A 12,531-nucleotide genomic window follows, 5' to 3' on the forward strand; every position below is an offset into this window, starting at 1 on the left:
TCGGCAGCGGGGCGGCGACTCTTAGCGTCAGCGTTACTCGTCCAGCCAGAGGTTGTCGTGCTTGGCGTAGAACTCGGCCCGCTCCTCGTCGCTCATCCGCGCGACCTCGACCAGGCCCTCGAAGTAGGCCTCGCGGGGAGCGCCGGGGGAGAAGTGCAGCAACATCGAGGCCGGGGCGCCGGACTCGTTCTTGAAGCCGTGGACGCCGCCGATCGGGACGTGGACGTAGTCGCCCGGCTCGGTGGTGATCCATTCCGTGCCGTTGTGGATGCGCATGCTGCCGCTGAGGATGTAGAACGACTCGGCGATCGAGCGGTGGAAGTGCGGGTCGGGCCCGGTGACGCCCGGGCCGCACTCCCAGCGGTAGAGCCCGAAGAGGCCGCCGGTCGAGTCGCCGGTGGACAGGTAGGACACCCTCGTCCCGTTCGGATAGACGAACTCGGGGGGTGTGTCCTTGGGCCGGTAGGTGGCGCTGACTTCGCCGGTGATGCCGTGGTAGCGCGGTGGTGGGTAGGTCATGCCGCCTATTTTGCCGGGAGCCGACCGGCTGCGCCGCCCGCCTTTTTGATCGTGGGCTGGGGTGCCGCCGCCTCCCCCGCCCAGCTCAAGGGTGGGACGTGGAGGGGACTTTACGCTGGTGTCAAGCTCAGGATCAGGTTGTCCACAGGTAGCGCTTCGGTTGGTTTTCGGTGTCAGTTGATGTCATCGACACATGACAGATGAAGCAACGGACCGCCGGTTGGAGCGGACCCTGTTCGAGGTCAAGAAGGTGATCGTCGGGCAGGACCGGCTCGTCGAGCGCCTGATGACCGCCCTGATCGCCGGCGGCCACTGCCTCCTCGAGGGCGTCCCCGGCGTCGCCAAGACGCTGGCCGCCGAAACCCTCGCCGTCGCCGTGGGCGGCACCTTCCACCGCATCCAGTTCACCCCCGACCTGGTGCCCTCGGACATCATGGGCACCCGCATCTACCGCTCGGGCAAGGAGAGCTTCGACGTCGAGCTCGGCCCGATCATGGCCAACATCGTGCTGGCCGACGAGATCAACCGGGCGCCGGCCAAGGTGCAGTCGGCCCTGCTCGAGGTGATGGCCGAGGGCCACGTCTCGCTCGGCGGGCGCACCTACCCGGTACCCCAGCCGTTCCTCGTCCTGGCCACCCAGAACCCGATCGAGAGCGAGGGCGTCTACCAGCTGCCCGAGGCACAGCGCGACCGCTTCCTCATGCGGGTCGTCGTCGACTACCCCACCGAGCAGGAGGAGCTCGGCATCCTCTACCGCATGGGCGGCACCCGGCCGGTCGCCCAGCGGGTGCTCGACCCGGTCATCCTGCACGAGTTGCAGGGCCGGGCCCGGCAGATCTTCGTGCACCACGCGCTGGCCGAGTACGTCGTCCGGCTGGTGCTGGCCACCCGCGAACCCGAGCGGTTCGGGCTGCCCGAGGTCGCGGCCCAGCTCGCGTACGGGGCCAGCCCGCGCGCCACGCTGGGCCTGGTCGCAGCCGGCCGGGCCCTGGCCCTGCTGCGCGGCCGGGACTACGTGCTGCCGGCCGACCTGCTCGACATCGCCCCGGACGTGCTCGCGCACCGGCTGGTGCTCTCCTTCGACGCGGTCGCCGACGGCGTGCAGCCCGAGGACATCGTCCGGCGCATCCTCGACGCCGTGCCGCTGCCCCTCATCTCGCCGGCCCAGGAGGACCACGCACCCGGGCTGGGGATGGGGATGGCCGCGTGAACGAGGGCGGTTTCCTGGCCGAGCTCGTCCCCGAGCGCCGGCTGCGACGGCTCGAGCTCATGATCACGCGCCGGCTCGACGGCCTGCTCCACGGCACGTACCTCGGCCTGCTGCCCGGCATCGGCAGCGAGCCGGCCGGCAGCCGGGAGTACCGGCCGGGCGAGGACGAGGTCCGCCGGATGGACTGGTCGGTCACGGCCCGCACCACGGTGCCGCACGTGCGGACCCTCGACGCCGACCGGGAGCTCAGCACCCACGTGCTCGTCGACGCCAGCGCCAGCATGGACTTCGGCACGGCCGACCTGGAGAAGCGCGAGCTGGCCATCGCCGCGGTGGCCGCGGTCGGCTTCCTCACGCTGGGCAACGGCAACCGGCTCGGCGCCCACCTGCTCACCGGCGAGGGAATCCGCCGGTTCCCGGCCCGCGGCGGCCGGACGGCCCTGCTCTCGCTGCTGCGGGCGATGATGCTCGCGCCGCGCAACCAGAAGGAGGCCGGGCTGGCCGGCGGCATCGACGCGATGCACCGGCAGACGCCGCGCACCGGCCTGGTCGTGGTCGTCTCCGACTTCCTCGACGGGCTCGACGACGACGGCCTCGGCCCGGGCGCGCCCGCCTGGGAGGAGCCGCTGCGCCGGCTGGCCGCCCGCCACCAGGTCCTCGCCGTGCAGGTCGGTGACCCGCGCGAGGAGGAGCTGCCCGACGTCGGCCTGCTCACCCTGGTCGACCCCGAGTCCGGCCGGCGCCGGGAGGTGCCCACCGCGAGCCGTCGCCTGCGCGAGCGGTACGCGGCGGCCGCCGCCCAGCAGCAGGCCACCATCGCGCAGGCCGTCAAACGGGCCGGCGCCGCCCACCTGCCCCTGCGGACCGACCGGGACTGGGTCGCCGACATCGTGCGCCACGTGCACGCCCGGCGGCGCCTGAGCCGGGCCGCGGCGAAACCTCGAAGGAACCCGAGATGACCTGGCTTTCCCCGGAGCGTCTGTGGCTGCTGCTCGGCGTCGCCGCGCTCGTCGTGGCGTACGTCGTCGCACAGCGCCGCCGCAGCAGGTACGCCGTCCGTTTCACCAACCTCAAGCTGCTCGACCGGGTGGCCCCGCGCCGCCCGGGCTGGCGGCGGCACCTGCCCGCCTCGCTCTTCCTGGCCATGCTCGGCCTGCTGGTGGTCGGGTTCGCCCAGCCGCAGGACGAGGTCCGGGTGCCCCGCGAGCGGGCCACCGTGCTGGTCGCGGTCGACGTTTCCCGGTCGATGCTGGCCACCGACGTCGCCCCCGACCGGCTCAGCGCGGCCCGGGACGCGGCCCGCGTCTTCGTCGACGACCTGCCCGAGAAGTTCAACGTCGGGCTGGTCGGCTTCGCCGGGCAGGCGTCGGTCTTCGTGCCCCCGGGCACCGACCGGGCGCAGCTCGACGCCGGCATCGACCGGCTCACCGACGGCTCGGCCGGTCAGGCCGGCACCGCGATCGGCGACGCCATCGCGTCGGCGCTCACCCAGATCCGCTCGGTCGACGCGAGCGCCGAGGAGGACGTGCCGCCGGCCCGGGTCATCGTGCTCTCGGACGGCGCCAACACGGCCGGGCAGGACCCGGCCGAGGCGGCCCGCCTCGCGAGCGAGCTCGGCGTGCCGGTCGACACCATCTCGTTCGGCACCGCGAGCGGCACCATCGGCGACGGGCAGCAGGTGCCGGTCGACGGCGAGACGCTGCGGTCGGTCGCCGACGCCACCGGTGGGCGCTACTTCGAGGCGGCCAACACCGAGGAGCTGCAGAACGCGTACGCCGACATCGGCTCGTCCGTGGGCTATCAGACCGAGGTGCGCGACGTGTCGGCCCGCTTCATCGGCATCGGGCTCGGCCTGGCGCTGCTGGCCGCGCTGGCCTCGATGTTCTGGTTCGCCCGCCTCCCCTAGAACCGCCGCCCCATCCCCGGCCCGTCAGGCGGGCCGTGAACCTGAAGGGAACGCCATGTCCGGACTAGGAACGCCTCGCGGCCCCCAGTTCCACTCACCCGACTGGGCTGTCGCGCCGGAGCCGGGCTCCACGACCAGCCCGGCGCACGCCGCCGGTCGCGGCCGGCGTCTCCCCGCCGCCGCCCTCGCGGCTCTCGCCGTCGTCGGCCTGTCGGCCGGCGCCGGCGGGGCGGCCGGGTACGCGGCCGGACGCGACGACGACGCCGCCGGCCCCGAGCCGGCCACCGCCGCCCCGCCGGCCCAGGGCGCGGTGCCCTCCGATCTGGTCGGCGCGGCCGCCCGGGTGCTCCCCGGTGTCGTGTCGGTGCAGGTGCGCACCGGCTCGGGCGGCGGCTCGGGCTCCGGGTTCGTCTTCGACGACCGCGGTCACATCGTCACGAACAACCACGTCGTCGCGGCCGGCGGCCGGGGCGGGGCGATCACGGTGGTCGGCTCCGACGGCCGCCGCCTCAACGCCGAGGTCGTCGGCACCGACCCGAGCAACGACATCGCCGTGCTGCGCGTGGACGACGGCTCGGCGCTCGACCGGCTCGCCCTGGCCGACCCGAACGGCACCCGCGTCGGCGAGCCGGTGCTGGCCGTGGGCTCGCCGCTCGGCCTCAGCGGCACGGTGACGGCCGGCATCGTGAGCGCGCTTGACCGGCCCGTACGCCTGGGTGGGGCCTCCCGTCAGACGGCGGTGCAGACCGACGCCTCCATCAACCCCGGCAATTCGGGTGGGCCGCTGGTGAACGCCCGGGGCGAGGTGATCGGGGTGAACACGGCCATCGCGACCCTCGAAGGCGGCGGATCGATCGGCATCGGCTTCGCGGTCCCGATCGAACGGGCCCGTCAGGTCGCCGATTCCCTCATCGCGCGTGGATAGTCGTAGCATGCGGTTGCTGGTGGTGGAGGACGAAGAGGATCTGGCGGAGGGCCTGCGCGTGGGGCTCGCCCGCACCGGCTACGCGGTGGACGTCGCCCTGGACGCCGCGCAGGCCTATGACCGGCTGACCGTCAACGAGTACGACCTGATGCTGCTCGACGTGAACCTGCCCGACGGCAGCGGGTTCGACCTGTGCCGCTCGCTGCGCGCCGGCGAGTTGCCGACGCCCGGCGACGGCGAGCCGCGGGTGCTCATGCTCACCGCCCGCGGCGGGCTCGACGACCGGGTGCGCGGCCTCGACGACGGGGCCGACGACTACCTGGTCAAGCCGTTCCACCTGGCCGAGCTCCTGGCCCGGGTACGCGCGCTGCTGCGGCGCGACATCGGCGGCGGCTCGGCGCAGCTCACCGTGGGCGACATCGTGCTCGACGCCGCCCGGCACACGGTGACCGCCGCCGACCGGCCGCTGTCGCTCACGCCCAAGGAGTTCGGCGTGCTGGAGTACCTGATGACCCGGCCCGGTCACGTGGTCTCCAGCGAGGAACTGCTCGAGCACGTCTGGGACGCCAACGCCGACCCGTTCACCCAGACCGTCCGGGTCACGGTCGGCACCCTGCGGCGCAAACTCGCCGAGGGCTCCATCGAGACCGTGGTCGGCCGCGGCTACCGGCTGCGGGAGACCCCGTGAATCGCCCCGAGGTGTTCCGGTCGATCCGGTTCCGGCTCACAGCCATCTATTCGATGATGCTGTTCGGGCTGGCCGCCGTGACCCTCGGGGTGATCTATTTCGCGCTCGCCCGCACCACGTCGCCCGAGCCGGTGACCGCGCAGCTGGCCAAGGTCTACGACCAGAACCGTCAGTTGCAGGGCTTCTCGAGCGTCGCCGAGATCGGCCAGATCGAGGCGGCGGTCAACTACAACACGCTCACGACCCTCCGGTCGTACACGATGATCGCGCTGGCCGTCCTGTTCGTGGCCAGCCTGGCCATCGGGTGGGTGCTGTCGGGGCGGGCGCTGCGGCCGGTCGGCGCGATCTCCCGGGCGGCCCGCGAGATCCAGGCCACCGACCTGTCCCGGCGCATCCGGCTCGGCGGCCCCCAGGACGAGCTGCGCGACCTGGCCGACACCATCGACTCGATGCTCGACCGGCTGGACTCCGCGTTCCAGGCCCAGCGGCAGCTCATCGACGACGCGTCGCACGAGCTGCGCAGCCCGCTGGCGATCATCCGCACCACGCTCGACGCGTCGCTCAACGCGGCCGAGGCGACCCCCGAGGAGCGGCTGCGGGCCGTGGCGGTGATCGACCGGGCCACCACGCGGATGTCCCGCCTGGTCGAGGATCTGCTCGCCACCGCCCGCCGCGACGCCGAGACCAGCGCCGACACCGACGTCGACCTGTCGGCGGTGGCCCGCGAGGCCGGCGAGGAGTCGTTCGTGACCGACCGGCCGCTGCGCCTGGCCTACGAGACCACCCCGGGCCTGGAGCTGATCGGCGACGCCGACGCGCTGCGCCGGGCGGCCGGCAACCTGTTGTCCAACGCGGTGCGGCTGGCCCCGGCGCCGTCGACCATCACCGTGGCCACCGGCCGGTCCGGCTCATGGCTGTGGCTCGCCGTCGCCGACGAGGGCCCGGGCATCGCCGCCGAGGATCTGACCCGCGTCTTCGACCGATTCTGGCGCAAGGCCGGCGGCGAGGCGGCCGACGGCGTACGCCGGGAGCGCCGCACCGGTCTGGGCCTGGCCATCGTCCGGCAGATCGTCGAGTCGCACGGCGGCCGCGTCGCCGCGTACTCCACCCCGGGCGACGGCAGCACCTTCGTGTTGTGGCTGCCGGCGGCCGGCCGCACCGACGACGCCCCGCCTCCCGCCGGGGATCCCCGGCGATTCACGGGATGGACAGCCGACCCGGGGTACGGGCGAGAATCCTCCTGAGTTCCCGGACGACCAGGAGGAGATCCGTCGCATGATCACAGTGAGCGGGCTGGACGAGCTCAGGACGTTGGCCGGCCGCGACCTCGGGCACAGTTCCTGGCTCGAGGTGACGCAGGACAGGGTCGACGCGTTCGCCGAGGCCACCGGCGACCACCAGTGGATCCACGTCGACGTGGAGCGCGCGGCGACCGGCCCGTTCGGCGGGACGATCGCCCACGGCTATCTGACGCTGTCGCTGGTCATCCCGTTCTTCGGCGAGTTGCTGGACGTGCGGGGCGTCAAGATGGGCGTCAACTACGGCCTCGACAAGGTGCGCTTCGCCAGCCCGGTCCGGGTCGGTTCGAAGATCCGCCTGGCCGCCGCCCTGGACACCGTCGAGGAGGTGGCCCGGCGTTGCGTCCAGGCGACCTTCGACTTCACGGTCCAGATCGACGGCCTCGACAAGCCGGCCTGCGTGGCCCGGCCGATCTACCGCTACTACGCCTGACGGCCGCCGCCCGGCCGATCTGCCGCTACTGCGTCTGACGGCCGGCCCCGGCGGGTGGGTCAGCCGACGCGCTCGATGACGGCGCGCCGGATGAGGAACTTGCCGGGCTCGCGCACCTGCTCGAAGGCGGCGTTGTTGAGCAGGGCACAGCTGCCGGAGGTCGTCTCGACCTTGACGGTGATGCTCTTGTTGTTGTCCAGGTTGGTGACCTTGAGGGTGGTGCCGATCGGGAAGGTGCCGCTCGAGGCGAAGGGGGCGCCGGCCTCGCCGGAGAGGGTCACGGTCGAGCCCTTGCAGACGACCTCGCCCGTGCCCGCGCCCGCGTTGCCCGCCGGGGGCTTGGCGGCGGCAGGGGGCTTGCTGGCGGCCGGGGGCTTGCTGGCGGCCGGGGGATTGGCGGCGGCGGGGGGCTTGTTGGCAGCCGGGGGCCTGGCGGCGGCCGGGGGCTTGGCCGCGCCGGCTTGGGCGCCGGGCACCTCGGCGGCGACGTCGGCGGTGCAGTCCGCCACCGCGCGGCGCTGGTTGATCAGGTCGACGACGGCCTGACGGTTGGCGATGCGCGCCGCCGACTGGGCGTCGGGCGCGGCCCGCTGACCGGCGATGAACTGCAGGTTCTGCCGCAGCGCCTGATCGAGCCCGGCGCAGTTCTCGCCCGCGCTGCTCATGCCGGTGCTGACCGCGAAGGCGCCACCCGCGAGCGCCAGCGCGGACGCTCCCAGCACGACCTTGCGGGTCGTCGAGGACATCGTGCGCCGCCGGGTCCGATACATGGGGTCGCTCCTTGGTTGTCGGGGGCTGCTCGGTGCAGCATCGACAACTACGACCCCGGCCGTGCGGGCGGATGACCGGACAACCTTAAAGATCCTTAAATCAACGCTCGGCGGTGGATTCGTGATCGCTTCGGGACGGCGGCGGGATCGTGGAGCCGGTGGATCGATGATCGCGCCGGGCCGGCCTCGGGGACCCGAGGCCGCGGTCGAGTTCCGTGCAGGCCGGGGATGAACACCGCCGAGATCACGATGAAATCGAAGACGTTCCAGCGTGCTTGAAGAAGTCCTGAGGGCGACGACCGTACGCGAGGACGCGGATCACGATCTCGGTCACGAACACGACCCGGAACCGTTCCCGCCCGTGCAGGTAGGGCGCCGCCGCGACCGCCGACGGCGCCGGCCGGACGTGGGCTCAGCGGCGGTGCGGGTCGTCGCGGACCGCGCGCAGCACCGCCGTGGCGTCCTGGTCGTAGCCGGGACGGGTGTCGCGGACGGCCCTCAGCATGGTGGTGGCGTCCGGGTCGTGGGCCGGACCGGCGTCGCGGACGACCGGGAGCACCACTGTGGCGTCTGTGGCGTCCGACTCCACGGCCCGGGCGCGGCCGGGGCGCAGGCGCTGGTAGACGAAGTAACCGATGCCGATCACCACGCCGGCGATGACGACCTTCTGGAAGATGCCCGCGTAGCCCTCGACACGATGCCAGTTCTCCCCGAGCAGGAAGCCGGCCGTGACGAACAGCGTGTTCCAGATGAGACTGCCGAGCGTGGTGAGAACGGTGAACTTCCAGAAGCTCATGCGTTCCACCCCGGCGGGCAGCGAGATGAAGCTGCGGAACAGCGGGACCATGCGGCCGAAGAACACCGCCTTGGTGCCGTGCTTGGCGAACCACTCCTCGCAGCGGTCGAAGTCCTGCACCTTGACCAGCGGGACCAGGGCGACCAGGCGGCGGGTGCGCTCGCGGCCCAGCAGGGCGCCGGCCCAGTAGACGATGATCGCGCCCAGCACCGAGCCCAGGGTGGTCCAGAACAGGGCCTCGGGCAGGCTGAACACGCCCCGGCTGGCCGAGAAGCCGGCCAGCGGCAGCACCAGCTCGCTCGGGATGGGCGGGAAGAGGTTGTCGAGGCCGACGATCAGCGCCGCGCCCACACCGCCCAGCGACTCCATGAGGCCGACGGCCCACCCGGTCAGCCCGCCCGAGGTCTCGGGGGCGGTTTCGGCGAGCACGGTCACGAAAGCTCCTCACGCTGATTCGACGGCATGACCCAGAGCAGTATCGAGGGGCTCCCTGAGAATTTCCTGCCAGCCCGGCAATGATCGGCTTCGAGGCGTCGGGCCATCCCTAGCCCCCACCCTCCTCGGGGCGTGGTGGGAGGAACTTACGCCTTGTCAAGCGCGGCGAGCCGAGTTGTCCACAGGCGGCGCGGGTCACGAATCGCGAACTGGTCACAAACCGCCAACGGGGTCTGGGGGCGCCGGGGGGGTCTGTGGGCGCCGGCGGGTCTGGGGGCGCGGCGGGTCTGGGGGGTGCGAACGGGTCACAGGTCGCGAACTGTGCGGGTCTCGGTGTCGTAGGAGCGCGCCGCCACGAACGAGCCCGCCACCGGCGGCACCCCGCCCAGCAGCTCGAGCACCGCCGCCTGCGACTCCGCCGGCACGCGCAACGCCAAGCTCACGTGCGGCGCGAACTCGGCCGGCGGCGGCCACCCGCCCACCGACGACCACACGGCCGACTGCAGCGCGCGCAACGACGCCGACGGCTCGACCGCCCACACCAGCGCCCGTCCGAGCAGGCGCACCCCGCCGAATGTGAACGCCATCGGCAGCCCCAGCGGAGGCAGCCCCACCACCGACTCCGCGGTCACCACCGTGAGGTGCGGCCGGTTCGTCGGGTGCCGGTGCGTCGCCAGGCTGGGCAGGCCCGCGGCGGCCAATCGGTCCCAGAGCGCCCGTACGCGCGACGACAGCTCCTCGGCAGGCAGCAGCTCGACGGTGTGCACGGTCAGAACGCGTACCGGACTCGGCAGTACGGGAGCCGCTCGCCGATCAGGTCGATCAGCGCGCTCACGTACTGTCCCTTCGCGCCCGTGCGGTAGCGCACGTTGAGCGACCCGTTCTCCGACCGCTTGACCTGTTGCAGGTCGGGCCGCCAGAGCAGCTCCTCGGCCTTCGGATGCCAGCCCAGGTTGACCTGGTGCAGGTCGCGGTTGTGGGTGAGGAAGATGACCTCGGCCGCGAGCTGGGCCCGGGCCGCCGGGTCGAGCGCCGCGTCCAGTTCGCCGAGCATCGTCGCCCAGTCCTCGAGCCAGCCGTCGCGGACCACGACCGGGCTGAAGTTGACGTGGACCTCGTAGCCGGCCGCGACGAAGTCGTTGATGGCGGCCATCCGCTCGGCGACCGGCGAGGTGCGGATGTCGAGCAGCTTGGCGTCGCGGGCCGGCATCAGCGAGAAGCGGATCCGGGTGCGCCCCTGCGGGTCCCAGCCGAGCAGCTCGCGGTTGACGTACTTGGTGGCGAACGAGGCCTTGGCGTTGGGCATCCACCGGAACTGCTCGACCAGATCGCGCACGTTGTCGCTGATCAGTGCGTCGACGCTGCAGTCGGAGTTCTCGCCGATGTCGTAGACCCAGGCGTGCGGGTCGCACTCGTTGGGCGCCGGCTTGACGCCCTGGCGGGCCGCGTGCCGGCCCACGTACCCGAGGATCTTGTCGATGTTGGCGAACACCGTCACCGGGTTGCTGTAGCCCTTGTGCCGCGGGACGTAGCAGTACGCGCAGGCCATCGCGCAGCCGTTGGCCGTGGACGGCGCGATGAAGTCGGCCGACCGCCCGTTGGGCCGGGCGGTCAGCGTCTTCTTCACCCCGAGGACGAGCGCCTCGCGTTTGATGCGCACCCAGCGGTTGACGTTGGTCTCGTCGCCGTAGAGCTCGTCGATGCGGTTGTGGCTCTCGACCTCGACCACCTCCGCGGCCGGGAAGCGGGCGAGCACCTCCTTGCCGCGGGGGAGCGCGGCGGCGGCCGGCTCGGCGTAGATGCGGCGGATGTCCAGCAGGTCAGCAGTCATGTCCTGACCAGGGTAGGTCAGCGTCGGGGCTCCCACCGGAACAGACGCGCGGCCAGCGACACGGCCACCACGACCCAGGCCAGCGTCGGCGCCAGCAGCACGAGGGACGGGCCGGCCCCGTTCCAGGTGTCGACCACCAGCTCGGTCGCCGCGCCGCCGGGGAGCAGCCGCTTGAGCAGGGTGAGGTTCTCGGTGCCGCTGATGCCGACCCAGCTCGCCACGGCGATCACCCCGAGGCTGACCGGCAGGGTGGTCACCTGGGCGTGCTCCGGCGAGGTGGTGACGCCGGCCGTGGCCAGGGCCAGCCCGACCATCATGGCCATCGTGGCCAGGACGGCCACGGCCAGCACGGCGAGGTTGCCGGGTTCGCCGCCCACCACGCCGAACACGGTCAGGATGGCGGTGATCTGCACCAGCGCCAGGACCGTGACCGGCAGGAGCAGCCCGGCCAGGATGCTGCCGTCGCCGGCCGCGGTGGAGCGCAGCCGCTTGAGGAACAGGTTCTGCCGGCGGGACGCGAGGGTGGTCACCGCGCTGGTGTAGAGGCCGAACGCGCCGACGGTGACCATGATGATCGCCGCGATGTAGCCGAGGCTGCCCAGCGTGGCGAAGGCGTCGCGCCGGTAGATGAAGAACGCGCTGACCACGACGGGCATGATGAGGCTGGTGACCAGCACCAGGCGGTTGCGGAAGATCTGGATGAGTTCGCTGCGGGCGATGGCGAGCACGGGAGACTCCTAGGCGTTGATGGCGCGGAAGACGTCGTCCAGCCGGGTCGGGCCGGCGGACAGGTCACGAAGCTCGACGCCGTTGTCCTGCGCCCAGCCGAGCAGCAGGTACAGGTCCTTCTGCAGGTCGAAGGTCTCGACCGTCGCGGCGCCGTCGAGGTGGTCGACGCGCAGCGGGGGGATCGGGGCGCCGGCCGGCAGGGCGAAACGGATGACCGAGGGCAGGGTCCGGGTCAGCTCGCCGACGGTGCCCTCCCGGTGGAGGACGCCCTGGTGCATCAGCCCGATCCGGTCGGCCCGCTGTTGCGCCTCCTCCAGGTAGTGCGTGGTGAGCACGATGGTCGAGCCGTTCTCCCGCAGCCGGTCGACCGACTGCCACAGGGCGTCGCGGGACTGGATGTCGAGGCCGGTGGTGGGCTCGTCCAGGATCAGCAGTTCCGGCGTCCCGTACACGGCGGTCGCGAAGTCGAGGCGGCGCTTCTCGCCGCCGCTCAGCTGCGACACCCTCGTGCCGGCCTTGCCGGTCAGGCCGGCGACGTCGAGCACCCGGCCGACGTCGTCGGTCCGGCGGGTGAGCTGCCCGATGAGCCCGACGGACTCCCGCACGGTCAGGTCGGGCGAGAAGCCGCTCTCCTGCAGCATGATGCCCATCCGCGGGCGGACGGCGGCGCGGTCGCGGGGGCTGTGCCCGAAGACCCGCACCCGGCCCGAGGTGGGATCCCGGTGACCCTCGATCGTCTCCAGGGTCGAGGTCTTGCCGGCCCCGTTGGTGCCCAGAAGGGCGTACAGCTCGCCCGGCCGGACCTCGAACGACAGGTCCTTCACGGCGGGGAAGTCGCCGTAGGTGAGGTTCAGGCCCTCGACTTCGATCACTGGTGTGGACATGACTCGAGGACACCAGCGGACCCGCCGGTCCGTTCAGTGCCGCGGTGTCACGGAAAACGTATGACGTGGTGTCACTGTCCGGCGCTCGTGATGATCCGAATACTGGG

At 72.3% G+C, this 12,531-nt stretch carries 14 protein-coding genes; 7 read left to right on the plus strand and 7 right to left on the minus strand.

The annotated features are described in order from the left end of the window. Positions 1-33: 33 nt before the first annotated feature. Positions 34-519 (minus strand): cupin domain-containing protein, encoded by a 486-nt coding sequence (locus HJC40_RS37895; RefSeq protein WP_250008364.1) that lies wholly within the window; start codon positions 517-519, stop codon positions 34-36. A gap of 193 nt (positions 520-712) precedes the next feature. Here HJC40_RS37895 and HJC40_RS37900 point away from each other — a divergent pair, with 193 nt between their 5' ends. From HJC40_RS37900 to HJC40_RS37930, 7 genes are read left to right on the plus strand one after another with little or no spacing between them, the layout of a single operon-like run. Beyond that, positions 713-1,729: a MoxR family ATPase gene (locus tag HJC40_RS37900; protein ID WP_250008365.1), complete on the plus strand. Its 1,017-nt coding sequence runs from the start codon at positions 713-715 to the stop codon at positions 1,727-1,729. Beyond that, a complete protein-coding gene (locus HJC40_RS37905; RefSeq protein ID WP_250008367.1) occupies positions 1,726-2,688 on the plus strand; it encodes a DUF58 domain-containing protein in 963 nt (320 codons plus the stop codon). Before HJC40_RS37900 ends, HJC40_RS37905 begins: the two co-directional genes overlap by 4 nt. Further along, the gene (locus tag HJC40_RS37910; protein WP_250008368.1) at positions 2,685-3,635 is read left to right on the plus strand and encodes a VWA domain-containing protein; all 951 of its coding nucleotides are present in this window, start codon (positions 2,685-2,687) and stop codon (positions 3,633-3,635) included. Before HJC40_RS37905 ends, HJC40_RS37910 begins: the two co-directional genes overlap by 4 nt. Positions 3,636-3,690: 55 nt before the next feature. Further along, positions 3,691-4,560, plus strand: coding sequence for a S1C family serine protease (locus tag HJC40_RS37915; RefSeq protein ID WP_250008369.1), 870 nt, complete (start codon positions 3,691-3,693; stop codon positions 4,558-4,560). Between the two features lie 7 nt (positions 4,561-4,567). Further along, the gene (locus tag HJC40_RS37920; protein ID WP_250008370.1) at positions 4,568-5,248 is read left to right on the plus strand and encodes a response regulator transcription factor; all 681 of its coding nucleotides are present in this window, start codon (positions 4,568-4,570) and stop codon (positions 5,246-5,248) included. Beyond that, positions 5,245-6,492 carry a HAMP domain-containing sensor histidine kinase gene (locus HJC40_RS37925; RefSeq protein ID WP_250008371.1) on the plus strand — a complete coding sequence of 416 codons (1,248 nt, stop codon included), beginning with the start codon at positions 5,245-5,247 and terminating at the stop codon, positions 6,490-6,492. Before HJC40_RS37920 ends, HJC40_RS37925 begins: the two co-directional genes overlap by 4 nt. A gap of 31 nt (positions 6,493-6,523) precedes the next feature. After that, positions 6,524-6,979, plus strand: coding sequence for a MaoC family dehydratase (locus tag HJC40_RS37930; RefSeq protein WP_250008372.1), 456 nt, complete (start codon positions 6,524-6,526; stop codon positions 6,977-6,979). 59 nt (positions 6,980-7,038) lie between these two features. Here HJC40_RS37930 and HJC40_RS37935 read toward each other — a convergent pair whose 3' ends face one another. The 6 genes from HJC40_RS37935 to HJC40_RS37960 form a co-directional block, all read right to left on the minus strand. After that, on the minus strand, positions 7,039-7,749 hold the full coding sequence (locus HJC40_RS37935; RefSeq protein ID WP_250008374.1) for a septal ring lytic transglycosylase RlpA family protein: 711 nt from the start codon (positions 7,747-7,749) through the stop codon (positions 7,039-7,041). Positions 7,750-8,161: 412 nt separating this feature from the next. Beyond that, positions 8,162-8,980 carry a DedA family protein gene (locus HJC40_RS37940; protein ID WP_250008375.1) on the minus strand — a complete coding sequence of 273 codons (819 nt, stop codon included), beginning with the start codon at positions 8,978-8,980 and terminating at the stop codon, positions 8,162-8,164. A gap of 305 nt (positions 8,981-9,285) precedes the next feature. Next, entirely contained in the window at positions 9,286-9,747 is a 462-nt protein-coding gene (locus tag HJC40_RS37945) for a 2'-5' RNA ligase family protein (RefSeq protein ID WP_250008376.1), read from the minus strand. Between the two features lie 2 nt (positions 9,748-9,749). Continuing rightward, a complete protein-coding gene (locus HJC40_RS37950; RefSeq protein WP_250008377.1) occupies positions 9,750-10,811 on the minus strand; it encodes a spore photoproduct lyase family protein in 1,062 nt (353 codons plus the stop codon). A gap of 17 nt (positions 10,812-10,828) precedes the next feature. Next, positions 10,829-11,539, minus strand: coding sequence for an ABC transporter permease (locus tag HJC40_RS37955; RefSeq protein ID WP_250008378.1), 711 nt, complete (start codon positions 11,537-11,539; stop codon positions 10,829-10,831). 9 nt (positions 11,540-11,548) lie between these two features. Then, on the minus strand, positions 11,549-12,424 hold the full coding sequence (locus tag HJC40_RS37960) for an ABC transporter ATP-binding protein (RefSeq protein WP_250008380.1): 876 nt from the start codon (positions 12,422-12,424) through the stop codon (positions 11,549-11,551). Positions 12,425-12,531 lie beyond the last annotated feature (107 nt).

The sequence above is a fragment of the Actinoplanes sp. M2I2 genome (assembly GCF_023544445.1).
Lineage (GTDB): Bacteria > Actinomycetota > Actinomycetes > Mycobacteriales > Micromonosporaceae > Actinoplanes.